General features: G+C 55.9%; 21 protein-coding genes and 3 tRNA genes. 14 read left to right on the forward strand and 10 right to left on the reverse strand.

Features of this window, described 5'->3' with window-relative positions; genetic code table 11:
• Positions 1 to 67 precede the first annotated feature (67 nt).
• Both AC2FGC_RS02100 and AC2FGC_RS02105 read left to right on the forward strand, forming a co-directional pair.
• On the forward strand, positions 68 to 1567 hold the full coding sequence (locus tag AC2FGC_RS02100; protein ID WP_496781343.1) for a CoA-acylating methylmalonate-semialdehyde dehydrogenase: 1500 nt from the start codon (positions 68 to 70) through the stop codon (positions 1565 to 1567).
• Between the two features lie 405 nt (positions 1568 to 1972).
• A complete protein-coding gene (locus tag AC2FGC_RS02105; RefSeq protein WP_496722651.1) occupies positions 1973 to 2572 on the forward strand; it encodes a L,D-transpeptidase in 600 nt (199 codons plus the stop codon).
• Positions 2573 to 2625: 53 nt separating this feature from the next.
• On the opposite strand, the gene AC2FGC_RS02110 is transcribed toward AC2FGC_RS02105, so the two are convergent.
• Both AC2FGC_RS02110 and AC2FGC_RS02115 read right to left on the reverse strand, forming a co-directional pair.
• Positions 2626 to 3102, reverse strand: a complete 477-nt coding sequence (locus AC2FGC_RS02110; protein ID WP_496722649.1) for a fasciclin domain-containing protein — start codon at positions 3100 to 3102, stop codon at positions 2626 to 2628.
• Positions 3103 to 3173: 71 nt separating this feature from the next.
• The gene (locus AC2FGC_RS02115) at positions 3174 to 4025 is read right to left on the reverse strand and encodes a class I SAM-dependent methyltransferase (protein ID WP_496781344.1); all 852 of its coding nucleotides are present in this window, start codon (positions 4023 to 4025) and stop codon (positions 3174 to 3176) included.
• A gap of 140 nt (positions 4026 to 4165) precedes the next feature.
• Between AC2FGC_RS02115 and AC2FGC_RS02120 the strand changes: the two genes are divergently transcribed.
• The 5 genes from AC2FGC_RS02120 (at position 4166) to AC2FGC_RS02140 (ending at position 8895) form a co-directional block, all read left to right on the forward strand.
• A complete protein-coding gene (locus AC2FGC_RS02120; RefSeq protein ID WP_496722645.1) occupies positions 4166 to 5281 on the forward strand; it encodes a carboxylate-amine ligase in 1116 nt (371 codons plus the stop codon).
• A 117-nt stretch (positions 5282 to 5398) separates the two neighbouring features.
• Positions 5399 to 6541 (forward strand): acyl-CoA dehydrogenase family protein, encoded by a 1143-nt coding sequence (locus AC2FGC_RS02125; protein WP_496722643.1) that lies wholly within the window; start codon positions 5399 to 5401, stop codon positions 6539 to 6541.
• A gap of 7 nt (positions 6542 to 6548) precedes the next feature.
• The gene (locus AC2FGC_RS02130) at positions 6549 to 7589 is read left to right on the forward strand and encodes an enoyl-CoA hydratase/isomerase family protein (protein WP_496722641.1); all 1041 of its coding nucleotides are present in this window, start codon (positions 6549 to 6551) and stop codon (positions 7587 to 7589) included.
• Between the two features lie 3 nt (positions 7590 to 7592).
• Positions 7593 to 8465, forward strand: coding sequence for a 3-hydroxyisobutyrate dehydrogenase (gene mmsB, locus AC2FGC_RS02135; protein WP_496722639.1), 873 nt, complete (start codon positions 7593 to 7595; stop codon positions 8463 to 8465).
• A gap of 97 nt (positions 8466 to 8562) precedes the next feature.
• The gene (locus tag AC2FGC_RS02140) at positions 8563 to 8895 is read left to right on the forward strand and encodes a hypothetical protein (RefSeq protein WP_496781345.1); all 333 of its coding nucleotides are present in this window, start codon (positions 8563 to 8565) and stop codon (positions 8893 to 8895) included.
• Positions 8896 to 8904: 9 nt separating this feature from the next.
• On the opposite strand, the gene uvrA is transcribed toward AC2FGC_RS02140, so the two are convergent.
• The 3 genes from uvrA to AC2FGC_RS02155 form a co-directional block, all read right to left on the reverse strand.
• Positions 8905 to 11763: an excinuclease ABC subunit UvrA gene (uvrA, locus tag AC2FGC_RS02145; RefSeq protein WP_108858724.1), complete on the reverse strand. Its 2859-nt coding sequence runs from the start codon at positions 11761 to 11763 to the stop codon at positions 8905 to 8907.
• 176 nt (positions 11764 to 11939) lie between these two features.
• A tRNA-Asp gene (locus AC2FGC_RS02150) sits at positions 11940 to 12016 on the reverse strand.
• 46 nt (positions 12017 to 12062) lie between these two features.
• A tRNA-Asp gene (locus AC2FGC_RS02155) sits at positions 12063 to 12139 on the reverse strand.
• 211 nt (positions 12140 to 12350) lie between these two features.
• Here AC2FGC_RS02155 and AC2FGC_RS02160 point away from each other — a divergent pair.
• Together AC2FGC_RS02160 and AC2FGC_RS02165 are read left to right on the forward strand one after the other, a co-directional pair.
• A tRNA-Val gene (locus AC2FGC_RS02160) sits at positions 12351 to 12425 on the forward strand.
• A gap of 127 nt (positions 12426 to 12552) precedes the next feature.
• Positions 12553 to 14139, forward strand: a complete 1587-nt coding sequence (locus tag AC2FGC_RS02165; protein WP_496781346.1) for an APC family permease — start codon at positions 12553 to 12555, stop codon at positions 14137 to 14139.
• 52 nt (positions 14140 to 14191) lie between these two features.
• Here the strand turns inward: AC2FGC_RS02165 and lon are convergent, their stop codons facing one another.
• Positions 14192 to 16600, reverse strand: coding sequence for an endopeptidase La (lon, locus tag AC2FGC_RS02170; protein ID WP_496781347.1), 2409 nt, complete (start codon positions 16598 to 16600; stop codon positions 14192 to 14194).
• Positions 16601 to 16938: 338 nt separating this feature from the next.
• Between lon and AC2FGC_RS02175 the strand changes: the two genes are divergently transcribed.
• Positions 16939 to 18111, forward strand: coding sequence for a sugar-transfer associated ATP-grasp domain-containing protein (locus AC2FGC_RS02175; protein WP_496722634.1), 1173 nt, complete (start codon positions 16939 to 16941; stop codon positions 18109 to 18111).
• Between the two features lie 46 nt (positions 18112 to 18157).
• Here AC2FGC_RS02175 and tgt read toward each other — a convergent pair whose 3' ends face one another.
• Both tgt and AC2FGC_RS02185 read right to left on the reverse strand, forming a co-directional pair.
• Entirely contained in the window at positions 18158 to 19288 is a 1131-nt protein-coding gene (gene tgt / locus AC2FGC_RS02180; protein WP_496781348.1) for a tRNA guanosine(34) transglycosylase Tgt, read from the reverse strand.
• A 64-nt stretch (positions 19289 to 19352) separates the two neighbouring features.
• Positions 19353 to 20264, reverse strand: coding sequence for a nucleoside hydrolase (locus AC2FGC_RS02185; protein WP_496722630.1), 912 nt, complete (start codon positions 20262 to 20264; stop codon positions 19353 to 19355).
• Between the two features lie 177 nt (positions 20265 to 20441).
• Between AC2FGC_RS02185 and AC2FGC_RS02190 the strand changes: the two genes are divergently transcribed.
• From AC2FGC_RS02190 to AC2FGC_RS02200, 3 genes are all read left to right on the forward strand, one after another.
• Entirely contained in the window at positions 20442 to 21332 is an 891-nt protein-coding gene (locus AC2FGC_RS02190) for an SPFH domain-containing protein (protein WP_282151106.1), read from the forward strand.
• Positions 21332 to 21610, forward strand: a complete 279-nt coding sequence (locus AC2FGC_RS02195) for an NfeD family protein (protein WP_113788870.1) — start codon at positions 21332 to 21334, stop codon at positions 21608 to 21610. The genes AC2FGC_RS02190 and AC2FGC_RS02195 overlap by 1 nt, the downstream gene beginning before the upstream one ends.
• A 98-nt stretch (positions 21611 to 21708) precedes the next feature.
• Positions 21709 to 22071, forward strand: a complete 363-nt coding sequence (locus AC2FGC_RS02200; RefSeq protein WP_058271500.1) for an SUF system Fe-S cluster assembly protein — start codon at positions 21709 to 21711, stop codon at positions 22069 to 22071.
• 98 nt (positions 22072 to 22169) lie between these two features.
• Here AC2FGC_RS02200 and AC2FGC_RS02205 read toward each other — a convergent pair whose 3' ends face one another.
• Complete coding sequence (locus AC2FGC_RS02205) at positions 22170 to 22505, reverse strand: hypothetical protein (protein WP_496781349.1); 336 nt, start codon at positions 22503 to 22505, stop codon at positions 22170 to 22172.
• Between the two features lie 199 nt (positions 22506 to 22704).
• Between AC2FGC_RS02205 and AC2FGC_RS02210 the strand changes: the two genes are divergently transcribed.
• On the forward strand, positions 22705 to 23070 hold the full coding sequence (locus AC2FGC_RS02210; RefSeq protein ID WP_496781350.1) for a HesB/IscA family protein: 366 nt from the start codon (positions 22705 to 22707) through the stop codon (positions 23068 to 23070).
• Here the strand turns inward: AC2FGC_RS02210 and AC2FGC_RS02215 are convergent.
• Positions 23067 to 23978 (reverse strand): isopenicillin N synthase family dioxygenase, encoded by a 912-nt coding sequence (locus AC2FGC_RS02215; RefSeq protein ID WP_496781351.1) that lies wholly within the window; start codon positions 23976 to 23978, stop codon positions 23067 to 23069. The genes AC2FGC_RS02210 and AC2FGC_RS02215 overlap by 4 nt on opposite strands.
• Positions 23979 to 24076: the final 98 nt, after the last annotated feature.

The following is a 24076-nucleotide window of genomic DNA, read 5'->3' on the forward strand; positions in this document are numbered from 1 at the left end:
CATTGCCTCTGTTCAAGCAATTTATGCAAGCCTATTGTGCGCACAAATGCATCGGAGGAGATCTGCAATGACCGAGCTGTCCCATTTCATCAACGGCGAGAATGTCGCCGGAACCTCAGGACGATTTGACGACGTCTTTAACCCTGCCACTGGAGAGGTTCAGTACAAGTGCCCGATGGCAAGTGCTGCTGAAACCACAGCCGCAATCGAAAGCGCAGCCGCCGCGCAGCTGACCTGGGGGGCAACCAACCCGCAGAAACGCGCACGTGTCATGATGGCAATGGTTCACCTGATGAATCGCGACATGGACAAGCTGGCCGAAGCGCTGAGCCGCGAGCATGGCAAAACTATCCCTGACGCAAAAGGCGATCTGCAGCGCGGTCTGGAAGTGATCGAATACTGCATCGCCGCGCCTCAGATGCTGAAAGGTGAATTCACCGACAGCGCAGGTCCGGGCATTGACATGTATTCGATGCGTCAGCCGCTGGGTGTTGTTGCTTCGATCATGCCGTTCAATTTCCCGGCCATGATGCCGCTGTGGCACGTGGGTCCTGCACTGGCCTGCGGCAACGCCGTGGTTCTGAAACCGTCTGAGCGTGACCCCTCGGTACCGCTGATGCTGGCTGAACTGTTCGTCGAAGCCGGCCTGCCCAAGGGCGTCTTCCAGGTCGTCAACGGCGACAAAGAGGCCGTGGACACTCTGCTGGACAGCGATACCATTCAGGGCGTGTCCTTTGTTGGCTCGACCCCGATCGCGCAATACATCTATTCCCGCGCAACCGCGAACGGTAAGCGCGCGCAGTGTTTCGGCGGCGCCAAGAACCACATGATCGTCATGCCTGACGCGGATTTGGATCAGGCTGCCGACGCTCTGGTCGGTGCCGGGTTTGGCGCGGCGGGCGAACGCTGCATGGCCATCTCGGTTGCTGTGCCAGTTGGCGAAGAAACCGCTGACGCTCTGATCGAAAAACTGATCCCGCGCGTCGAAAAGCTGAAGGTCGGACCTTACACCGCCGGTGATGACGTCGACATGGGCCCAGTTGTAACCGGCGCTGCCAAAGAGCGTATTCTTGGTCTGATCAATTCGGGTGTGGAACAAGGCGCGAAGCTGGTTGTTGATAACCGCGACTTCAGCTTGCAGGGCTATGAGGACGGATTCTTTGTCGGCCCACACCTGTTCGATAATGTGACGCCTGAGATGGACATCTACAAGCAAGAGATCTTTGGCCCGGTTCTGTCGACCGTGCGCGCAGGCTCTTATGAAGAAGCGCTGAAACTGGCGATGGATCACGAGTACGGCAACGGCACTGCAATCTTCACGCGCGATGGCGACACCGCGCGCGACTTTGCCAGCCGTGTGAATATCGGCATGGTCGGCATCAACGTTCCGATCCCAGTTCCGCTGGCCTACCACACCTTTGGCGGCTGGAAGAAATCCATGTTTGGTGACCTGAACCAGCACGGTCCGGACAGCTTCAAGTTCTACACCCACACGAAAACCGTTACGGCCCGTTGGCCGTCGGGCATCAAAGAAGGTGGCGAATTCAACTTCAAAGCGATGGACTGATTTTTAGCGTCAAATTGACCAAAGGCCGCCTCAATGGGCGGCCTTTTTCGTTCCTCGTCAAGGTATCAGTTGTTTAGGAGCTCGCTCAGATCTGCCAATTTGGTTTTCAGCTCATAAGATACGGGAATTTCCAGGGTTTCTGATTTCTTGGTCATATCGTGCGGTCTCCGAACATCTGTGGGCCTGTCCCTTGGAAATGGAGGGGCCAAGTTAGAAAAATACCCCAAGCCTTATCCGGCAAACAGCAAAACCCTGTCCGGACACCGGTCAATTCCCCGTCCGAGCAGGCAAAAAACCGCGTGAAACATGTAAATCTCACGGAAAATTTAAGCCAAGCATCTGGCCCTGAAGCAACGCAGTCACTAAATTGCTGGAAACTCTCGAGCAGTCCTTCAGGAGGCATCCGTGTCCAGTTCCCGTATTAATCGTCGTACCGCCTTGCTGGGTGCTGCGTCCGTCCTTGCGACACCGACGCTGTTGCGCGCCCAAAGTTCAGATGCTTTCCCAACAACAGAAGAGGCGATCAGCACGCAACTGCCGGTGCGCCGCAATGTCTCGTCCTTCTCGCAACAGAACTGGCAGGACCATTTTGACCAGCTGGGCGCTGGCGCTTTGCTGGCCGATATCACAAGCCGCGCGGTGCACTATTGGGGACCCGATGGCACCTACAAGCTGTACCCCAGTTCGGTACCGATGAGCGAAGAGCTGACCAAGCGCGGCTATACCAAAGTTGTGCGCAAAGCGGAAAACCCAAGCTGGACGCCGACCGCCTCGATGCGCGAACGCGACCCGCTTTTGCCGGTTCGTATGGAAGGCGGGGAGCCCGGCAACCCGCTGGGTACACGCGCCATGTATCTAGGTTGGCCAGCTTATCTTGTGCACGGAACTCATGATACGCGAAAGATCGGACGCCAAAGCTCGTCAGGGTGCATTGGCCTGTATAACCAACATGTCGAGGAGCTTTATCCTCTGGTAAAAGTCGGAACCCAAGTCAGACTAGTCTAACGAAAAAGCCCCGGTCATCAGAACCGGGGCTTTCTTCTTCTCAGATGGGGGTCTTATTCCGGCAGGATCACCGCATCGACGACGTGGATCACACCATTGCTGGTTTCGATGTCGGCCTGAACGACTTTAGCGTCGTTCACTTTTACGCCGTTCTTGGCGTTCACGCTCAGACGGTCGCCTTGTACGGTAAGCACCTTCGCACGTTTGCCAGCGATATCACCCGACATCACCTTGGCCGGGACCACGTGATAGGTAAGGATTTCGACCAACTGATCTTTGTTTTCCGGCAACAGCAGAGTTTCTACCGTGCCTTCGGGCAATGCAGCAAACGCCTCGTCCGTTGGCGCGAAAACGGTGAACGGTCCGTCGCTTTTCAGCGTATCGACCAAACCGGCGGCCTGAACAGCGGCGACAAGGGTGTTGAACGAACCGGCTGATACTGCGGTGTCCACGATATCTGCAGCCTGCGCCTTTACAGGCAAGGTCAGTGCAATTGCGGCGGCGGCGCCCATAAACGTGCGACGAAACATGGCTGTCATCTCCTCTCCAGCTTGTTATGGAAAGGGGTACGGGCGCTTTGTCGCACCGGATCACTATCAGATCAATTTTCTTTGACCTGCACCCAGATGCTTTGGGCACGGCCGTCTTTCAAAAACGGCAAAGCTTCGACCGCGTCGGGGCGATCCTGTTGCAGGTAATATCCGGGCCAAAGCATTGAATATGCACCAGATTGCAGCAAGGCATGCAGCATGTACTGCTCACCCCAGCCCGGGCAATCATAGAAGAACCGGTTGGGATATTCGTAGGGCAGAAAAACATCGTGCACATGAATGACCACACCGGGTTTGAGCGTCGGAATGATGCGGCAGAACAGGTGCGCGACGTCATTGCTCATGCGAACAACGTGGCTGGAATCGATGAACAACACGTCACCGGATTCGAGTTGCTCGAACAGTGCCGGATCGACTTCTTCCAGACGTTTTTGTTCGAACTCATCCACCACATGCGCGATATCTGCCCGTGGATACGGATCGATTGCGGTAACCTTGGTCTGCAACCCGCCGTCAATTACCGCCTGTCGCGTCACACGGGTCGAGTTGCCGCAGCCCACCTCGATCACACGCTTGGGTTTGAACCGGCGGATCATCAGATACAACGCGTCCGCATCCGGGCTGTCGTAGTACCCGTTGTTGATACGATATCCGGTCTTGTTGCGCGCAGGGTCTTTCAGAGCTTCCAGCGAAGCGGAGTGTTCTTGGTATTCCGACAACAAGTGAGTGATGTCGAACCCTTCCATCCCCGGAGACAGAGCATAGGCAGGTCGGGTCAGACCCCCTGCACGTTCAAACGCCTCAAGGCGCGCGCGTTCGTCCCGTTCGGTCACTTTGTCGATCAGTTTAACACCAAACCGATCAAGCGCGGCGTTCAGCCGGGGGAATTTCCTTGGTTTCACGGGGGGGCTCCGGGTTTGGTGACGGTCTAGACGCCTCCTTACCTGTGCGTATGGGGGCTTCGCAAGAACCCAGCTGGCAAACACTTGGCAAAAAGACAATTTCCGTATTCACTGGTCAGAACATAGTTGCGAGGGCCGGAATGCAGCAGGAATTTACGCTGGGCATTGAAGAAGAGTATCTGCTGGTTGATCGAGACAGTCTGGAACTCGCCGAAGCGCCTGCCGCGTTAATGGAATCCTGCCAGGCCGATTTTGAAGGACAGGTCAGCCCCGAATTCCTGCAATGTCAGATTGAGGTCGGTACGCGACCGCATGTGACCATCAGCTCTGCGCGCGAGGATCTGAGACGCTTGCGGTCCTGTGTTTCGAAACGCGCCGCCGAGCACAACCTTGCCCCAATCGCTGTATCCTGCCACCCCTTTGCCGACTGGAAAAAGCAGCAACATACGCGCAAAGACCGATATGACGCCCTCCAACACGCGTTGGGCGGAGTGGCGCGGCGTATGCTGATCTGTGGCATGCATGTTCATATCGGGGTGGCCGATTCAGCCTTGCGCGCCGACCTGATTCCGCAGCTGTCCTACTTTCTGCCGCATCTCTTGGCCTTGTCGACGTCATCGCCCTATTGGAACGGAGAAGACACAGGTCTGTCTTCGTACAGGTTAACGGTATTTGACAACTTGCCCCGGACCGGTCTGCCCCCGATCTTTTCCGGCTGGTCCGAATATGAACGCACCACGGGCGTTCTGGTCGAACTGGGCGTGATCGAAGACACCACGAAAATTTGGTGGGATCTACGACCGTCGCACCAATATCCAACGCTGGAAACCCGGATCATGGACGTGCAACCCCGCATGGAGCATGCACTTTCACTAGCCGCAATGGTGCAGGCGTTAACGCGCATGTTGTGCCGCCTGAAAGACAGAAACCTCAGGTGGCGGCAATATGATCGGTTCTTGATTGGCGAAAATCGCTGGCGCGCGCAACGCTATGGCGTGGGCGAAGGGATGATTGACTTCGGAGATCGCTCAATCAAACCCATGCCGGAACTCATGGGCGAATTAATGGGTCTGCTGGCCGAAGATGCCGAAGCGCTGGGCACCATGACCGAGTTGGCCAAACTACAGCAGATTGCCCAGAACGGCACCTCGGCCACTCGCCAGCGCCGGGTACATGCCGAGGCAGCGGCAAAAGGCGATGACCCCGGCAAGGCTGTGGTTCAACACTTGATTGACGAATTCCATCAAGACCTCTGAACGTTGGCACGTTTTCCCGCACAAGAATGTGCCCGTGATTGCTGGCCGTGCAAAATTTCTGTAAGGATTGAGAAATAAACACTCGTTCAATTCAACGGGCAGCGTGGGAGGCAATCCATGGATTTCGCAACAACCGAAGAGCAGAACGCAATCTTCGACATGGCCCATGATTTCGGGCAGGAAAACATCGCCCCATTTGCCCGCCAGTGGGAGGCCGACGGCACCATCCCCAAAGACCTGTGGCCGCGCATTGGTGAGCTGGGTTTCGGCGGCCTTTATGTTTCTGAGGACAGCGGCGGTTCTGGCCTGTCTCGTCTGGACGCCACGCTTGTGTTCGAAGCTTTGTCGATGGCCTGCCCCTCTGTCGCGGCCTTTCTGTCGATCCACAACATGTGCGCCAAGATGCTGGACAACTTTGCCAGTGACGAGCTGAAATCCCGCATCATGCCCGATGTTCTAAGTTTGAACACCGTGCTCAGCTATTGTCTGACCGAGCCGGGCTCAGGTTCTGACGCAGCCGCTTTGAAAACCCGCGCTGAACGCACAAACGAAGGCTACACCCTGAACGGCACCAAGGCGTTTATCTCGGGCGGCGGGTACTCGGATGCCTATGTCTGCATGGTGCGCACCGGTCAAGATGGACCCAAGGGCATTTCAACGGTTTATGTCGAGGATGGCACCCCAGGCCTTAGCTTTGGCGCACTGGAACAGAAGATGGGGTGGAAAAGCCAGCCTACCGCGCAGGTGCAGTTCGACGATTGCAAGATCCCCTCTTCCAACCTCGTTGGTGTCGAGGGCGACGGTTTCAAATACGCGATGAAAGGGCTGGATGGCGGACGTCTGAACATCGCCTCTTGTTCATTGGGTGCCGCGCAAACCGGGTTGAACATGACACTACAGTACATGTCCGAGCGGAAGGCTTTCGGGCAATCCATCGACCAGTTTCAGGCGCTGCAGTTCCGTCTGGCAGATATGGAGATCGAATTGCAGGCCGCCCGGACATTCCTGCGTCAGGCGGCGTGGAAGTTGGATCAGGGCGCGCCCGATGCAACAAAGTTCTGCGCTATGGCCAAGAAATTCGTGACAGAAACGGGATCGAAAGTGGTGGATCAATGCCTGCAATTGCACGGCGGCTATGGTTATCTGGCCGACTATGGCATCGAAAAACTTGTGCGCGATCTGCGCGTGCATCAGATTTTGGAAGGCACGAACGAGATCATGAGGGTCATCGTTGCCCGCCAGATGCTCTCTCAGCGCTGAGGACTTTATGTCAGACATTTATATTCGCACCGCAGGCCGTGCCGGTCGTATCACCCTGACCCGAACCAAGGCCCTGAATGCACTCAGCTATGACATGTGCCTGGCGATCGACACCGCGCTGCGCAACTGGCGCGAGGACGACGCGGTCGAACTGGTTATTCTGGATGCCGAGGGCGACAAGGCCTTTTGTGCCGGCGGTGACATTGCCGAGCTTTATGAGACTGGCACCAAGGGCGATTTTGAGTACGGCCGAAAGTTCTGGCGCGATGAATATCGCCTGAATGCTCTGATCTTTGAGTATCCCAAGCCGGTTGTCAGCTTTCTACAGGGCTTCACCATGGGTGGAGGCGTTGGCATCGGGTGCCATGGCAGCCATCGCATCGTGGGTGAAACGTCGCAAATCGCCCTGCCCGAATGCTCGATTGGTTTGGTTCCGGATGTCGGCAGCACACTGATGCTGGCACTCGCACCCGGACGGTTAGGTGAATATCTCGGCACTACAGGTCATCGTATGGGTCCAGCAGATGCCATTCTGGCCGGTTTCGCAGATCATTACATTCCTATCCAGCAATGGCCGGATCTGATCGACATGCTTGAAGCATCCGGAGACGCCAGCATTCTTGAAAGCCATTCCGAAACGCCGCCCCAAGGCTCGTTGGGCGCAATGCAAGATGCGATTGAGTCAGATTTCGGTGGCGAAACTCTTGCAGATATACAGAACAGCCTGCGCAACTCGAACAATGACACCGCCTCTGACGCGCTGAAGTTGATCGGGCGCAATTCGCCACTCTCCATGGCTTGCACGGTCGAAATGCTGCACCGTCTACGCACTCCAAACCTGACCATACGCAAGGCGTTGGAACTGGAGTATCGCTTCACCTATCGCGCGATGGAGCACGGGGACTTTCTGGAGGGTATCCGGGCGCAGATCATCGACAAGGATCGCAACCCGAGCTGGCGCCATCAGAACCAAGACATACCGGCTGTCGCTGTTTCAAAGATGCTACAACCTTTGGGCGCGGACACGCTGACTTTTGAGGAGGATTAAGGAATGAAAATCGGGTTTATCGGTCTGGGCAACATGGGCAATCCGATGGCGGCCAACCTTGCCAAAGCAGGGCATGATGTCAGCGGCTTTGACATGGCAGATGTCTCTGTCCCGGGTGTCACTATCGCCAGCTCCGGTCCTGAGGCCGCGACTGGTGCCGACATCGTCGTGACCATGCTGCCGAACGGACAGATCCTGCGGGCGGTGGCAAAAGAGATCATTCCCGCCATTGTGCCCGGAGCGGTCTGGATCGACTGTTCAACGGTCGATGTCGACAGCGCCCGTGCCGTCGCTGAGCAGGCCAAAGAAGCGGACGTTCTCGCAGTAGACGCCCCTGTGTCAGGTGGCATCGGCGGTGCGGCAGCGGGTACGCTAACCTTCATGGCAGGCGGTAGCGACGCGGCGTTTGAAAAGGCATCGCCGCTGTTCGACATCATGGGTCAGAAGGCTGTGCATTGCGGCGAATCCGGTGCTGGTCAAGCGGCCAAGATTTGCAACAACATGATCCTGGGCGTAACCATGATCGCCACCTGCGAAGCCTTTGCGCTGGCCGACAAGCTTGGGTTGGATCGGCAAAAGATGTTCGATGTGGTCAGCACGTCCTCGGGCTATAGCTGGACGATGAACGCCTATTGCCCTGCCCCAGGTGTCGGCCCTGCAAGCCCCGCGGACAACGGCTATCAGCCCGGTTTCGCGGCTGAACTGATGCTGAAAGATCTTCGCCTCAGCCAGCAAGCTGCTGAAAGTTCGAACGCAGACACGCCCATGGGACAGGTTGCAACGGCGCTATATGAGAAATTCGTCGAATCCGAAGACGGGCTGGGCAAGGATTTTTCCGCCATGCTGCCACGTTTTGAAAACCGTACCAGGGGCTAGTCGCCACAGGGTAGCGACTTCCTGCCCATCGGGTTGACCGGCAGACAAACAGCGGCCATCTGTTTCCTAACCGCGCTTTAACGCGAAAGGAAACATGATGTCGCGAATTTTGTCTGTTACTTTGACCATTGCCGCGCTTTCATTAAGTCCGGCTACTGCAATGGCTGGGAACGGAAAGAGTAAGGCGGGTCATTGCCCGCCAGGCTTGGCAAAAAAAGCAGTGCCCTGTGTTCCGCCGGGTCAGGTAAAAAACCTGTACAAAAAGGGCGACTATATCACGCGTGACTATCGCTGGATCAATGATCCCTACCGCTATGGTCTGAATCGCGGCGGATCCTACATTCGCGCCGGCGATTACGTTTATCGTGTCGACCCCGAAACGCAAAAGGTGCTGAACCTGATCGGCGCAGTGGCTGATATTCTTTACTAAAGAACGGCACTATTCCGCAGCAACGCGCGCACCGTCCAACATCGGCTTGAGATACCTGCCGGTATGGCTGCGATCAACCTCGGCCACATTCTCGGGTGTCCCGGTTGCCACGATCTCACCACCGCCATCGCCGCCTTCCGGGCCGATATCAATGATGTGGTCGGCGGTTTTGACGACATCCAGATTGTGTTCGATCACAACGACCGTATTGCCCTGATCGACCAGTTCATGCAGCACTTCCAACAGCTTACGGACATCTTCAAAATGAAGTCCTGTGGTCGGTTCATCCAGAATATACAAAGTCCGCCCGGTCGACCGTTTGGACAATTCCTTTGATAGCTTCACGCGCTGCGCTTCACCTCCCGAAAGCGTTGTCGCCTGCTGCCCAACCTTGATATAGCCAAGCCCGACACGCGCCAGTGCATCCATTTTATCGCGGATTGAGGGTACAGCCTTAAAGAATTCCTGCGCGTCTTCGACGGTCATATCCAGTACATCGGCGATGGACTTGCCTTTGAACTTGATCTCAAGCGTTTCACGGTTGTACCGCGCGCCCTTGCAGGTTTCGCAGGTGACGTAGACATCAGGCAGGAAGTGCATCTCAATCTTGATGACGCCGTCACCCTGACATGCCTCGCAACGACCACCTTTGACGTTAAAGCTGAAACGCCCCGGTTTGTAGCCGCGCGCCTTTGCCTCGGGCAGACCGGCAAACCAATCGCGGATCGGCGTGAAGGCCCCGGTGTAAGTCGCTGGATTCGAACGCGGAGTTCGCCCGATGGGGCGCTGGTCAATGTCGATGACCTTGTCCAGATGCTCCAACCCTTTGATGGTTTCGCAGGGCGCCGGCGTTTGCCGCGCGCCATTCAGACGCATGGAGGCAGTTTTAAACAGCGTCTCAATCGTAAGCGTCGATTTCCCGCCGCCGGAGACACCCGTGACACAGACAAACTTGCCCAGCGGAAACTCCGCCGTCACGTTTTTCAGGTTGTTCCCGGTCGCTTTGACGACCGTAACCTTCTTTTTGTTCCCTTTGCGTCGCTCGGCCGGGACCGAGATCTCGCGGGTTCCCGACAAGTATTGCCCGGTCATCGAGGCCGCATCAGCCGCGATTTGATCGGGTGTGCCCTTGCTGACAACCTGACCACCATGCACGCCAGCCCCCGGCCCGATGTCAAAAACATAATCCGCCTCGCGGATTGCTTCTTCGTCATGCTCGACGACAATCACTGTGTTACCCTGGTCACGCAGGTTCTTGAGCGTCCCAAGCAAACGGTCGTTGTCCCGTTGATGAAGACCGATAGACGGTTCGTCGAGGACGTACAAAACCCCTGTCAAACCCGATCCGATCTGGCTGGCAAGACGAATACGCTGGCTTTCGCCACCGGACAAAGTTCCACTTGAACGGGACAGTGTAAGGTATTCCAAACCAACGTTATTCAGAAACCCCAGCCGCTCACGGATCTCCTTGAGAATGGCACGCGCGATTTCGTTCTTCTGGACACTAAGATGGTTCGGTGCATCTTCGATCCAGGCCAGGGCCTCGCGGATCGACATCTGCACAACCTGCCCAACATGCGCGCCTGCGATCTTAACCGCCAGCGCCTCGGGCCGTAGGCGATAGCCTTCACAGGCGCCACAGGGGCGGTTGTTCTGATACCGCTCAAACTCTTCCCGAATCCAGGCGCTGTCAGTCTCCCGATAGCGGCGCTGCATATTCGGGATCACGCCCTCAAAGCTGCGGGTGACCTGATAGACCCGCCCGCCTTCATCATAGCGGAATTGGATTTCTTCGTCGCCGGAACCGCGCAGAAACACTTGCTGCACCTTTGGTGGCAGGTCCTTCCACGGCGTGTTCTTGTCGAACTCATAGTGTCGGGCAATCGCTTCGATGGTCTGCAGAAAGTACGGCGACTTTCCCTTGCGCCAGGGAGCCAAGGCCCCGTCGTATAGTTTCAGGGTCTGGTCCGGCACCACAAGACGTTCGTCAAAGAACAACTCGACGCCCAGACCGTCACAATCCGGGCACGCCCCGAACGGAGCATTGAACGAAAACAAACGGGGTTCGATTTCAGGAATGGTGAAGCCGCTGACCGGGCAAGCAAAATTCTCGCTGAAGGTGATCCGTTCCGGATCGCCCTCACGCGGCGCGGTTTCCAGAACGGCGATACCGTCGGCCAAGTCCAACGCGGTACGCAAACTGTCGGCCAGCCGGGTCTCCATCCCTTCACGCACGACAAGGCGGTCGACTACAACATCAATGTCGTGGCGATATTTCTTGTCCAGCGTGGGCGGTTCATCCAGCTCGTAGAATTCTCCATCGACCTTCACGCGCTGAAAACCCTGCTTGCGCAGTTCGAGGAATTCCTTTTTGTATTCGCCTTTGCGGTCGCGCACGATGGGGGCGAGCAAGTATCCGCGCGTCCCCTCTTCCATCGTCATGATGCGGTCGACCATGTCCTGAACCTGCTGCGCCTCAATCGGCTGCCCAGTGGCCGGGCTGTACGGCGTTCCGGACCGTGCGAATAGCAAGCGCATATAGTCATAGATCTCGGTGACCGTTCCGACGGTCGAGCGCGGGTTCTTGGATGTTGTCTTCTGTTCGATAGAGATGGCCGGTGAAAGGCCGCTGATGTGGTCCACATCCGGCTTTTCCATCATGTCCAGAAACTGGCGCGCATAGGCTGACAGGCTTTCAACGTAGCGCCGCTGGCCCTCGGCATAGATCGTGTCAAAAGCCAAAGACGACTTACCAGACCCCGACAGCCCGGTGATCACCACGAGCTGATCACGTGGGATGTCCACGTCGATACCTTTGAGGTTATGTTCGCGCGCTCCACGCACTTCGATATTCTTCAGCTCAGCCATTTTTGGCCCCCAACACACAAGTGTCTTAGAAATAGGTGAACGACGCTGGAACTCCAACAGAAAAATCAGAACAAAGCAAGAACTGTCATTTATTCGCCTATCCAACAAAGCAGCATCGCAACTGACACGCCGAAGCGTGCAACAAGTTACGATTTCAACGCTGACTTAAAGGAAAATGGCGCGGTTGACGGGGCTCGAACCCGCGACCCCCGGCGTGACAGGCCGGTACTCTAACCAACTGAGCTACAACCGCGCATCTATTTTCGTGATCCCTTAACCCGGATCCAGGCTGACAGCAGTGGCGCGGTTGACGGGGCTCGAACCCGCGACCCCCGGCGTGACAGGCCGGTACTCTAACCATCTGAGCTACAACCGCCCGCTGTCTGTTCATCGCTGAACGTTTGGGTGTATTATGGCTACGCCCCGACATCGTCAAGCGGCGTTTTGAAGTTTTTTCAAAGAACCTGATTTTTTCCGATTGAGCCATCTACCCACGGGGGCAGAAAACCAGCTTTTCATGAGCTGGATCGAATTCACCACCGGCCACCTTGCCAACCGATCCGAGTCGCTGTAACAGCACCGCCTACGGGTGATTAGCTCAGTGGTAGAGCGCTTCGTTCACATCGAAGATGTCAGGAGTTCAAATCTCTTATCACCCACCATTCCACTTCCTCAGAATCAACGCCTTCTAAGGCCTTGAAATTACAATACTTGCCAGCTTGCATTTCAGCTGCGTATCGTTCCTCCATCTGCCGTGTGATCAACCGGCGCTGAAGCACGGGGTTTCGCATGGCCAAATTGAAACGGGATATTGGCCTTGTCGGCCTGACCTTCATTTCGGTCGGTGGAATTATCGGTTCCGGCTGGTTGTTCGGCCCCCTCCTCGCAGTTCAACACGCAGGTCCTGCCGCTATCCTTTCGTGGATCATTGGCGCGGTGGCCATGTTCGTTCTTGCGATAACCTTCGCCGAGATTTCGGCCATGCTGCCCATTCCCGGAGGGATCGCCCGCGTCCCCCAGTTTTCGCACGGCAACATCGTTTCGATGGCAATGGGGTGGACGGCCTGGATTGGGTACAACACCACCGCCCCGATTGAGGTCGAGGCGATGCTGAAATACCTCGGGCCTTATGCTCCGTGGTTGCACACGGCCGATACGGGCACTCTGACCGGCGCGGGTATCGCCGTGGCGTTGTTTTTCATGTTGTTGTTCGTTGTCATTAATGCGTTGGGGGTAAAATTCTTCACGCAAGTCAACGCGACGCTGACATGGGCCAAAATTGCCATTCCTATCGTGCTGTCGGTTCTGCTGATCGCAAATCGATTTGACACCGGGAACTTCACCCAACCGGGTGGTTTTGCGCCGTACGGCTTGCAGGGCATAATGGCGGCCGTTTCGACCGGAGGCGTCATCTTTTCCTTCATCGGTTTCCGCCATGTGGTCGATATGGCCGGTGAGGTTCGAAACCCCAAAGTGGCCATTCCTGCGGCGCTGGTGCTGTCCATCATTCTGTGTGCAGCCATTTACGTCGGATTACAGATCGCGTTTATCGGCGCGCTTGACCCAGAGATGCTGAAGAACGGCTGGGCAAGCCTGAATTTTAGCGGTCAGGGGCCATTGGACGGGGTCATCCTATCCGTTGGGATCGTCTGGTTCCTGAGCGTTTTGAATGTCGGCTCGGTCATTGGCCCCTTTGGCAACGGTTTGGTGTCCACCGGCTCGAACGCGCGTATCGCGCTGGCCTTGTCACAGAACGGTTTCCTGCCAAAGCGTTTGCAAATACTGTCTTCATTTGGGGTGCCCTTGTGGGCCTTGTCTCTGAACTTTCTGATTGGAATTCTGTTCCTTCTTACGGTCCCGTTCACCACCGTTATTGCCCTGAATGGTGCGGCCATAGTCGTATCTTTTGCCGTTGGGCCAATCGCCGTTGTGTGCCTGCGCCGCCTGATGCCGGACCACCCGCGTTCCATTCGCATCCCTTTCGTCAAAGTGGTGGCCATCACGGCCTTCGCTGTCGCCACGCTCATCGTTTATTGGAGCGGTTGGGACACCGTTTGGCGGCTTGGCATCGCGTTGATCGTCGGGTTTGTTCTTCTTCTGGCACGGTTCCACAATCGGTTGGACGAAATGGACGTGACCGAGGCCCTGTGGCTGGTTCCCTATTTCGGAGGGATCGGCTTGATCTCGTTCCTGGGACAGTTCGGGGAAGGTGCGCTTAAGCAAATCCCCTTTGGTTGGGATATTTTGCTGTGTGTTCTGTTTTCAATCGTCATTTTTGGTCTGGCGGTCCGATCCTCCCTGTCCGCCAAAAAGTTTCAGACTTACATCGCCGAGGAAGAGGTTCTGGACCCGAAGAAACCCGTTATCGGCTTCTGAAAAAGAAAAAGGCGGGGAAAACCCCGCCTTTTCTTTGTCTATCGCCTATCGCTTAGTGCGTCGTGGCAGACGGGCTTGCGCTTTCAGTGGCCTTTGCAGCGGCTGCGGCAGCCTCTTCGGCAGCCTCATCCCACTCAATCGCTTCCGGCTCACGCACCAGCGCCAGTTTGAGAACTTCGGACACGTGCTCTACCGGAATGATCTTCAGACCTTCTTTCACGTTGTCCGGGATCTCGGCCAGGTCCTTTTCGTTCTCTTCCGGGATCAGAACAGTCTTGATGCCACCGCGCAGGGCCGCCAGCAGTTTCTCTTTCAAACCACCAATCGGCATCGCGTTGCCACGCAAAGAAACCTCACCCGTCATAGCGATGTCCTTGCGAACCGGAATACCGGTCAGCACGGATACGATCGAGGTCACCATGGCCAGACCAGCCGAAGGCCCGTCTTTCGGAGTCGCACCATCCGGCACGTGCACGTGGATGTCTATCTTGTCGAACTTGGGTGGCTTCACCCCAATCTGAGGCGAAATTGACCGCACATAAGACGACGCCGCATCGATGGATTCCTTCATCACATCGCCCAGCTTGCCGGTTGTCTTCATCCGACCCTTGCCCGGCAGTTTCAGCGCCTCGATATGCAGCAGATCACCACCGACCGATGTCCACGCCAGACCGGTGACAACACCAACCTGATCGTCCTGTTCGGCCAAACCATAGCGGAACTTGGGAACGCCCAGGAACTCATCCAGATTGTCTGGCGTCACCGTTACTGATTCCGCCTCTTTTTTGATGATCTTGGTCAGCGACTTCCGCGCCACCTTGGCGATTTCACGTTCTAAGTTCCGAACGCCAGCTTCCCGCGTGTAAGTGCGGATGATCGAATGCAGCGCGTCATCGGTCAGTTCGAACTCCTTGGCCTTCAGGCCGTGGTTCTTCACCTGCTTGCTGATCAGATGCTGTTTGGCGATCTCACTTTTTTCGTCCTCGGTGTAACCGGCCAGCGGAATGATCTCCATCCGGTCCAGCAAAGGCCCAGGCATGTTGTAGCTGTTGGATGTGGTCAGGAACATCACGTTGGACAGGTCATATTCGACCTCAAGGTAGTGGTCCATGAACGTGCTATTCTGTTCCGGGTCCAACACCTCGAGCATCGCCGAAGCCGGGTCACCACGGAAGTCCTGCCCCATCTTGTCGATTTCGTCGAGCAGGATGAGCGGGTTCGTGGTCTTCGCCTTTTTCAGCGCCTGGATGATCTTACCGGGCATCGAACCGATATAGGTCCGACGGTGGCCACGGATCTCGGATTCGTCGCGTACGCCACCCAGCGAGATGCGGATGAACTCACGCCCCGTCGCACGTGCAACCGACTTACCAAGTGAGGTTTTACCCACACCCGGGGGGCCGACAAGGCACATGATGGGGCCCTTCAGCTTTTTCGAACGCTGCTGTACGGCGAGATACTCGACGATCCGCTCTTTGACCTTCTCAAGGCCATAGTGATCGGCATCCAGAATGTCCTGCGCGCGGCCCAGATCCTTTTTGACGCGGGATTTGGTGCCCCACGGCAAGGCCAGAATCCAGTCCAGATAGTTGCGTACGACGGTAGCCTCAGCCGACATCGGGCTCATGTTACGCAGCTTTTTCAGCTCGCCTTCGGCCTTTTCCCGGGCCTCCTTCGACAGCTTGGTCTCTTCGATCTTGGCTTCCAGTTCGGCCACTTCATTGCTGCCGTCTTCGCCATCGCCAAGTTCCTTCTGAATGGCCTTCATCTGCTCATTCAGATAGTACTCGCGCTGCGTCTTCTCCATCTGGGTTTTGACGCGGGTCTTGATCTTTTTCTCGACCTGCAGAACCGACATTTCGCCCTGCATCAGGCCATAGACCTTCTCAAGCCGCTCGCTCACGCTGAGGGTTTCCAGCAGGTCTTGCTTTTGCTCAACCTCGATACCCAAATGACCCGACACAAGGTCAGCCAGCTTTGCCGGTTCGGTGGATTCCCCAACCACGGTCAACGCTTCTTCGGGGATGTTCTTGCGTACTTTCGCGTAACGCTCGAACTCATCCGCAACCGTGCGCTGCAGTGCCTCGGTCGTGGTCACGTCACCCGGAATCTCGGTCAGATACTCGGCGCGGGCCTCAAAGAACTCTTCGTTTTCAAGGAATTCCGTGATCATCACACGGGCTTGGCCCTCGACCAGCACCTTTACTGTGCCGTCCGGCAATTTCAGCAATTGCAGTACATTGGCCAGCACACCGGACCGGTAGATGCCGTCCTCGGTTGGGTCATCGTCGCTCGGGTCGATCTGGCTGGACAACAGAATCTGCTTGTCGTCCTGCATCACTTCTTCCAGCGCGCGGACGGATTTTTCCCGACCTACGAACAGCGGCACAATCATATGCGGGAAAACCACGATATCGCGCAGCGGCAGCACTGGGTATGATGAGTTCAGGGGCTCTTGCATGCTCTATCCTTATCATTGGCAAGACGGCTCTGGTCCCTCATCGAGGCAACGCCTGTCCGTCTCCTGTACTTTAGAGTGAAGAAATGGTGCACATGGGCACACAATTCAACCTTCCCTTTTGACCATCACCATGACGCGAACCAGAAAGATCGGCAAGCCGATAACAGGACAACAGAAGCTAATTTCTGGGGCCGAGCTGGATAGAAGAGAATACCTTGTCCGGCAATCTCTGCAGGAACCAAACCAAATATTCCGGCAACAAGTCATAAAACTGCCATTTTTCCGCTCAAAACAGTTTCCAAAATGGAACCAATAAATCGAACGTGGAGATCTCTGCCATGACAACGTCAAACCCCACAAGCGCCGCGGATATTGACTATGAAAAGTATTTGTCTGCCCGAGACTCTGATCATACCGCGTTGCTAACACATGCGGCAAAATCGTCCGGCCGGTCCCCAGTTCAGATTCAGCGCGAGTTTAACAAAATAGCCAAGTCGCACAGCAGATTGAACATGGCCGAATATGTGCGTAACGGGCTGCATCATTCTGATCGGTTCTCGGACGCCCAAAGATCCGAGTACATTTCAAACGATCTTCACTGGCCAATCACACATATATGCAACCACACTGGCTGGCAAAGCGCAGCTGAAGACAAAGTAGTAGCGACAACTCTGCTCAATGCGGTGGATGTGCCGGTCCCGGACATTGTGGGCGTAATCGACCAAACCTCACGTGTATTTCCAGGCATAAAAAAGATTTGCACTGCGGATGATCTACGCGAAACGGCACTGGATAATCTACATACGGGCCTGTTTGGGAAAATTACTGAAGGGATGGTCAGCTTTGGCGCATTCCGAATCCAGAACGCTAATAATGATACTTTAACATGCGCGGGGATGAACCCTGTACCATACGAAGAATTCTTGTCAGAAACCGTTGGGCAGAACTCGTATGTATTGCAACCTTTGCTTCATAATCATTCCGCCCTCAGCCCGTATGCTTCTGCTCTGGCCACGATTAGAATGGTGAACCTGCTTCGCGAGGACGACGTTTTTTGTCCGATCGCAGTGATCAAGCTGCCCCAAAACGACAATATCGCTGATGCCTTTTGGCGCCCCGGTAATCTAGCTTGTGCGATTGACCCCGAGACTGGAAAAATCACTACCGTCACTCGGCGTGATGGCATGGAGGTTACCTTTCTGGAAGATCACCCCGAAACAGCCGGTTTGATGGGAATGCAATTGCCCTACTGGCAAGAATTGCGCGAGATAAACAGCCGTGCTGCCCGAACCTTTGCGCCGATACGGTATCAATCCACCGACATCGCAATTACTGAGTCAGGCCCCGTTGTTGTTGAATTGAATTACGGCGGTGGTTTCGACTTACCCCAATACGCGACTGGTCGCGGAATGCTTACAAAAGAAGTCCGGGATTTTTTTGAGAGCTTTGGTTATGACTTCGGTCAAGCGCCGAACAAAAAACGGCGTTCACTGCTTGGTTTTAGGCGTTAACAGTCTGTTTTGGGAAGGTTAGGAACCTTCCCAAACCTCGCCATGCCTAGACTGGCTCAATATCCCCCTGCGCGCGCTGTGCGTGGAACTCGACCTGCCACGCATCGAATGTTCCGGCGGCGATGGCGTCGCGCATGCCCTGCATGATCTCTTGGAAATAGTGCAGATTATGCCAGGTCAGCAGCATACCCGAGATCATCTCGTTCGAGCGGAACACGTGGTGCAGATAGGCGCGGGAGTAGTTTGAACAGGCAGGACACGTACAGCGTTCATCCAACGGGCGCGGATCGTCGGAATGGCGGGCATTCTTAATGTTCACCACGCCGTAGCGCGTGAATACCTGCCCTGTGCGCCCCGAACGGGACGGCAACACGCAATCCATCATGTCAATGCCGCGCGCAACGGCGCCGACGATATCATCCGGTTTTCCAACGCCCATCAGATAACGTGGCTTGTCGACCGGCAGCATATCCGGCGCAAATTCCAGCACGTCGAACATCGCCTCTTGGCCTTCACCCACGGCAAGTCCACCGACGGCGTAGCCCTCAAAACCGATCTCTTTCAGCGCTTCGGCCGATTCCTCGCGGAAATCCTGCTCTAGTCCGCCCTGCTGAATGCCGAACAAGGCATGACCCGGGCGATCCCCGAAAGCATCACGCGACCGCTCAGCCCACCGCATCGACAGGCGCATCGACTCGGCAATGCGATCCCGGTCAGCGGGCAACGCTGGGCATTCGTCGAAACACATGACGATGTCGGACCCCAACAGGCGCTGAATCTCCATCGACCGTTCAGGCGTCAATTCGTGGCGCGAACCGTCGATATGAGATTTGAAGGTCACGCCTTTTTCGGTCAGCTTGCGCAACCCGGCCAGCGACATGACTTGGAACCCACCGGAATCCGTCAGGATCGGCCGTTCCCAATTCATGAACTTGTGCAACCCGCCCAGACGGTCGATCCGCTCGGCTGTCGGGCGAAGCATAAGGTGATATGTGTTGCCCAACAGGATGTCCGCCCCTGTGGCGCGTACGCTTTCCGGCATCATCGCTTTGACTGTTGCCGCCGTGCCAACCGGCATAAAGGCCGGCGTGCGAACTTCCCCGCGCGGAGTATTGATTACTCCGGTACGGGCCTTGCCGTCCGTGGCCTTCAGGTCAAAAGAGAAACGGTCTGTCATGTGAATGCCTCAGGGTCGCTGAACCGGGCAGCAATTGCCCGATCTTCGCTGGTATTGCAAGCCGTCAGGGCAAGGACGCAACGCGGTCAGTGAACAGGCTGACAACCCCTGCCCCATCCACATCCCGGCATACGCGCACCATTGGTCTATTGGCATCCGGTCGGGTTGCCCCGATTTGCGGACCATCTACCTCAACCTGAAGCCCGGTTTCGACTATCTCGAACATGGGTTCGTGGGTACAGGCAATCACAGCCGTCGAGTCGTGCAGGCCGCACCCTTCCAATCCGCCGATATCCTTGTAGAACTTCAGATAAAATTTCGAGATGTCGCGCAGGAAACCGCCCATGTCAGCGGAACGTATGGCCAAAGCATCAAAATCTGCGGTCTCATACAGAGTTTTCAGCGTGACATCCAAGCCGACCAGAACAGTATCTGGTGGAGACGCGAACACTGCATCCGCGGCCTGCGCATCGTGATAGATGTTGGCCTCGGCATGCTCCGTGATGTTTCCAGGGCAAAACACGGCACCGCCCATAATCACCAGGCGCTTGATGTTGCCCGCAAACTCTGGATCCAACCGCATGGCATCGGCGATATTCGTCAGCGGACCAATGGCGCAGACGACCAACTCACCCTTGTGTTCCCGCGCCTGTTCGACAAGGAATTCGGCCGCTGTAAGGGGGTGATTTTCACCAATTTGCGGGATGTCAGTCAAATCACCGAATCCTTCGGGGCCGTGCACATGCTCGGACGGGTCGTACGTGGTCGCACCAACTGGAAGCGGCGCCCCCTCGGCTACTGGCGCGTCCAATCTCAGTTTATGCAGCAAGAACCGCGCGTTGCGGCTGGATTGGTGCACATGCGTGTTGCCGAAAACCGTGGTCAGGCCGATCAGGTCGATTTCAGGTGCAGCGGCGGCATAGGCAATGGCCATCGCATCGTCGATGCCCGGATCTGTATCAATTATCAGTTTCATCCCCGCCCGATAGCGCAATCACAACCGGATGCAAAGCAGCCACATTCAAAATATTCCACGCTACATTGTGGTTTTCAGAGATTTGCATCTATCCCCATTCCCGCCATACCAGAGTTGAAAATGGGCGAGTCAATCCCCAAGTGTATACCATAGTACACAATAATACAGAGGACAGATATGACCGAAGAACAGATCATTGGGTTGCTAACATCGAACATCATTTACCTGCTTGCGGCAGTTCTGATTGTCGTCGTTATTTTCAAAGGCATCAAAATTGTGCCTCAGTCCGAAAAATACGTGGTTGAACGCTTTGGCCGCCTGCACTCGGTGCTTGGCCCCGGAATAAACTTTATCGTTCCTTTTCTTGATGTTGCACGCCACAAGATATCCATTCTTGAACGCCAGCTGCCGAATGCGACGCAGGACGCGATCACCAAGGACAACGTTCTGGTTCAGATCGATACCTCGGTGTTCTACCGCATTCTTGAACCGGAAAAGACCGTGTACCGTATCCGTGACGTCGACGGAGCGATTGCAACAACCGTTGCAGGTATCGTCCGTGCCGAAATCGGTAAAATGGATCTGGATGAGGTGCAGTCCAATCGCGCGCAACTAATTGAACGCATTCAGGAAAGCGTCGAAACTGCCGTTGACGACTGGGGGATCGAAGTCACCCGCGCCGAGATTCTGGACGTAAATCTGGATCAGGCCACACGCGATGCTATGTTGCAGCAGTTGAACGCGGAACGTGCCCGCCGCGCGCAGGTGACCGAGGCTGAAGGTCAGAAACGTTCGGTCGAATTGAATGCGGACGCGGAACTTTATGCGGCCGAGCAGACCGCAAAAGCCCGCCGTATCCAGGCCGAGGCTGAAGCTTATGCAACCGGCGTAGTCGCCAAGGCCATTCAGGACAATGGTATCGAGGCCGCCCAATATCAGGTCGCATTGAAGCAAGTCGAAGCCCTGAACGCGCTGGGTAACGGCACCGGGTCGCAGACCATCGTGGTTCCCGCCAATGCGCTGGAGGCGTTTGGCGATGCCTTCAAGATGTTGAAAGGAGGAAAGTAATGGCTGACCCCATCTGGCTGACATGGTGGCTCTGGCTGGCCGGAGCGTTGGCTCTGGGCATACTTGAGATCGTCTTGCCGGGGTTCATCTTTCTTGGCTTTGCGATTGGCGCGGCAGTCACAGGGCTTTTGCTTGTGATCCCCAGTTTTGCCCCAAGCTTGGCAGTTCTGCTGTTGATCTTTGCGGCCCTATCGCTTGTGGCCTGGCTGATCCTGCGGCGCATGTTCGCCCTGCCCCATGGCCAGGTGAAAACCTTCCGCCACGATATCAACGATTGATCCAAATCGACGCAGCGTCCCGGGGGCCACACGGCACCACTGGACGCTGCCCCAGCCTTTCCCTATATAATTTCTCAGGTAACAGCCCCGAGGCACGAATGACCCATCCAAGTGAACAGTTCGAAGGTACGCCGCTGATCGCGCCTTCGACCATCGATCATCCACTCTACGATTCCGTGGTCGAGGCTTGCAGATCTGTCTTCGATCCCGAGATTCCGGTGAATATCTACGATCTGGGTCTGATCTATACGATCGATATCACCAAGGAAAACGCGGTGAAGGTCATCATGACACTGACCGCGCCCGGATGCCCGGTCGCCGGTGAAATGCCAGGCTGGATTGTCGAAGCCATCGAACCGGTCGCTGGCGTCAAAGAGGTTGACGTAGAGCTGACATGGGAGCCCCCCTGGGGCATGGAGATGATGTCAGACGAAGCACGTCTTGAACTGGGATTCATGTAGAATTTCGGTTAGCTTTACCAAGTAAAGCATTGAAGGATAACAAAAAGGGCTGTCCATAAACCGAGGCAGCCCTTTTTACGTCAAAGGGCCCGAGCGGCCTATTCCACGCCGCAGGTCGATTTTATCTCGGCCGCGCGTTGATCCAGCTCTTTGACGTAATCGCCATTCAACATACTGAGCCTTTTTTGCTCGGTTCCCGTGACCAGTCCCAGCAATGCACCGGCAGGAGTGATCGCAATGATACTTTCTGCCTGCTGGTCTTCTGCGTGCTTCTTTTCTGCGGCGATGGCCCGAAGATCCCCCTCGGCTGTTGCGCAATTCACCGGATGCCGTGCGCTATCCGTTGCTGCATGTGCCAGACCTGCGGTCAGAAAGACTGCGGCTACAGCTTGCATCGTTATGATTTTTCTGCGGAAATGCCTGTTCTTCGCCATCTTCTTTCGCCCTTCGCTCAAATGTCCTGTCACAATCGTCAAGCTAAGGCGAAGACCGGGAGTGACGCAAGTTTGCTGTGGCAATTGGTCGTTTGGCCGCGTCACTGCCGGTAAAACTTAGGTCAGCAGGTCTGCTATGTCTTGAGCCTGACGCCTCTCGGCCCTAGATTGGGGATAACGTAGCGCAACGGAGACCACCATGTTTGGCATTCCCGGCAAACAGGCCGTGACAATGACGACCAAAGCGGCCGAGCAGATCGCACGCCTGATGGCGTCCGGCGGTCATGCCGGATTGCGCATTGGCGTCAAAAAAGGCGGCTGCGCCGGCATGGAATACACCATGGACTACGTGGATGAGGCCGATACCAACGACGAAGTGGTCGAACAGGACGGTGCCCGCATCATGATCGCGCCAATGGCGCAGATGTTTCTGTTCGGAACTGAAATCGACTATGAGGTCTCGCTACTGGAGTCTGGCTTCAAGTTCCGCAACCCGAATGTTGTGGACGCTTGCGGTTGCGGTGAATCCATCAAATTTGACGAGACGCTTTCCACACAAAACTAAGTCGCCTGCAGGTGCAGATAGGTTTCGTTGTAGCGCCGCGTAAGATGGTCACCTGCGCTGATCGTTTTGCCTGAGTTTGGCGGAGCAACGTTGGTGTCGTAGGACGGGTTAAAGAACAGTGGGACCGAAATGCGTTCCTGCGTCCCGCCTATGACGCGGTGCTCGGTGGCTTTGACTTTTCCGGCGGTCCAGAATTCCAGCATCTCTCCAAAGTTGATGATGAATGTACCAGGCGCCGCAGAGACAGGTTGCCAGCTGTTATCCGGCATGCGGACCTCAAGCCCTGAGACCCCGTCTGTGGCCAGCAATGTCAGACACCCATAGTCTGTATGCGCCCCGATGCCAAAATCCCGATCACCTGCCCATGCCGGGCGTTCTGGATAGTAGTTCCCGCGTAACAGGGCCATTGGCGTGTCAAAGGCACGATCAAAACTGAGTTCATCCCGGCCCAAAGCGCCCGCAATGGCCCGAAGAACGCGCATCGCCACATTGCAGGCGTCGCTGTAGTAAGCTCTGATAATATCCTGGAAATCCACGGGACTGTTCGGCCACAGGTTTGGTGCATAAACACTGAGCCCTTTTCCGGCATAAGAATTTCCCGCAGGCAATTCGTAACCGCAATCGAACACTTCCTTGAAATCCGGATTGGCCTTTGGGTCGACCTGTTCTGATCGCGGCGCGCCCCACCCTCGGTTTGAACCCGTCATCGCCATATCAACGGTTTTTTTCTGGACGTCCGGCAAATGGAAGAAGTCGCGATACGCCTCGATCACGTTTCGGACTTGATCGGCGTTCAACCCGGTGTTCGACACCGTTAAAAACCCAACCTCACCAATGGCATGCAGCAGCATTGCCATCTCTGAAGCCTCGCGTTCATCCAGTTTTCTCAGATCCAGATCGTCGATCATGCTGCCCTCCACAATGACGCGGAACCTGCCGTTGTGGTCGGACCTTTGCAACCGGAATTGTCAGGCTCGGCTGGTAGTGTTATCCGATGAGCAAACAA

The sequence above is a fragment of the Ruegeria sp. CDSC054 genome (assembly GCF_059610645.1).

Excerpts from the sequence above, each read along its gene's own strand:
- AC2FGC_RS02125 (WP_496722643.1), top strand. The coding sequence starts at position 5,399 with ATGGATTTCGCAACAACCGAAGAGCAGAACGCAATCTTCGACATGGCC.
- AC2FGC_RS02165 (WP_496781346.1), top strand. The coding sequence starts at position 12,553 with ATGGCCAAATTGAAACGGGATATTGGCCTTGTCGGCCTGACCTTCATT.
- AC2FGC_RS02130 (WP_496722641.1), top strand. The coding sequence starts at position 6,549 with ATGTCAGACATTTATATTCGCACCGCAGGCCGTGCCGGTCGTATCACC.
- AC2FGC_RS02195 (WP_113788870.1), top strand. The coding sequence starts at position 21,332 with ATGGCTGACCCCATCTGGCTGACATGGTGGCTCTGGCTGGCCGGAGCG.
- AC2FGC_RS02205 (WP_496781349.1), bottom strand. The coding sequence starts at position 22,505 with ATGGCGAAGAACAGGCATTTCCGCAGAAAAATCATAACGATGCAAGCT.
- AC2FGC_RS02200 (WP_058271500.1), top strand. The coding sequence starts at position 21,709 with ATGACCCATCCAAGTGAACAGTTCGAAGGTACGCCGCTGATCGCGCCT.
- tgt (WP_496781348.1), bottom strand. The coding sequence starts at position 19,288 with ATGACAGACCGTTTCTCTTTTGACCTGAAGGCCACGGACGGCAAGGCC.
- AC2FGC_RS02190 (WP_282151106.1), top strand. The coding sequence starts at position 20,442 with ATGACCGAAGAACAGATCATTGGGTTGCTAACATCGAACATCATTTAC.
- AC2FGC_RS02185 (WP_496722630.1), bottom strand. The coding sequence starts at position 20,264 with ATGAAACTGATAATTGATACAGATCCGGGCATCGACGATGCGATGGCC.
- AC2FGC_RS02100 (WP_496781343.1), top strand. The coding sequence starts at position 68 with ATGACCGAGCTGTCCCATTTCATCAACGGCGAGAATGTCGCCGGAACC.
- AC2FGC_RS02110 (WP_496722649.1), bottom strand. The coding sequence starts at position 3,102 with ATGTTTCGTCGCACGTTTATGGGCGCCGCCGCCGCAATTGCACTGACC.
- mmsB (WP_496722639.1), top strand. The coding sequence starts at position 7,593 with ATGAAAATCGGGTTTATCGGTCTGGGCAACATGGGCAATCCGATGGCG.
- uvrA (WP_108858724.1), bottom strand. The coding sequence starts at position 11,763 with ATGGCTGAGCTGAAGAATATCGAAGTGCGTGGAGCGCGCGAACATAAC.
- AC2FGC_RS02215 (WP_496781351.1), bottom strand. The coding sequence starts at position 23,978 with ATGATCGACGATCTGGATCTGAGAAAACTGGATGAACGCGAGGCTTCA.
- AC2FGC_RS02140 (WP_496781345.1), top strand. The coding sequence starts at position 8,563 with ATGTCGCGAATTTTGTCTGTTACTTTGACCATTGCCGCGCTTTCATTA.
- lon (WP_496781347.1), bottom strand. The coding sequence starts at position 16,600 with ATGCAAGAGCCCCTGAACTCATCATACCCAGTGCTGCCGCTGCGCGAT.
- AC2FGC_RS02175 (WP_496722634.1), top strand. The coding sequence starts at position 16,939 with ATGACAACGTCAAACCCCACAAGCGCCGCGGATATTGACTATGAAAAG.
- AC2FGC_RS02210 (WP_496781350.1), top strand. The coding sequence starts at position 22,705 with ATGTTTGGCATTCCCGGCAAACAGGCCGTGACAATGACGACCAAAGCG.
- AC2FGC_RS02120 (WP_496722645.1), top strand. The coding sequence starts at position 4,166 with ATGCAGCAGGAATTTACGCTGGGCATTGAAGAAGAGTATCTGCTGGTT.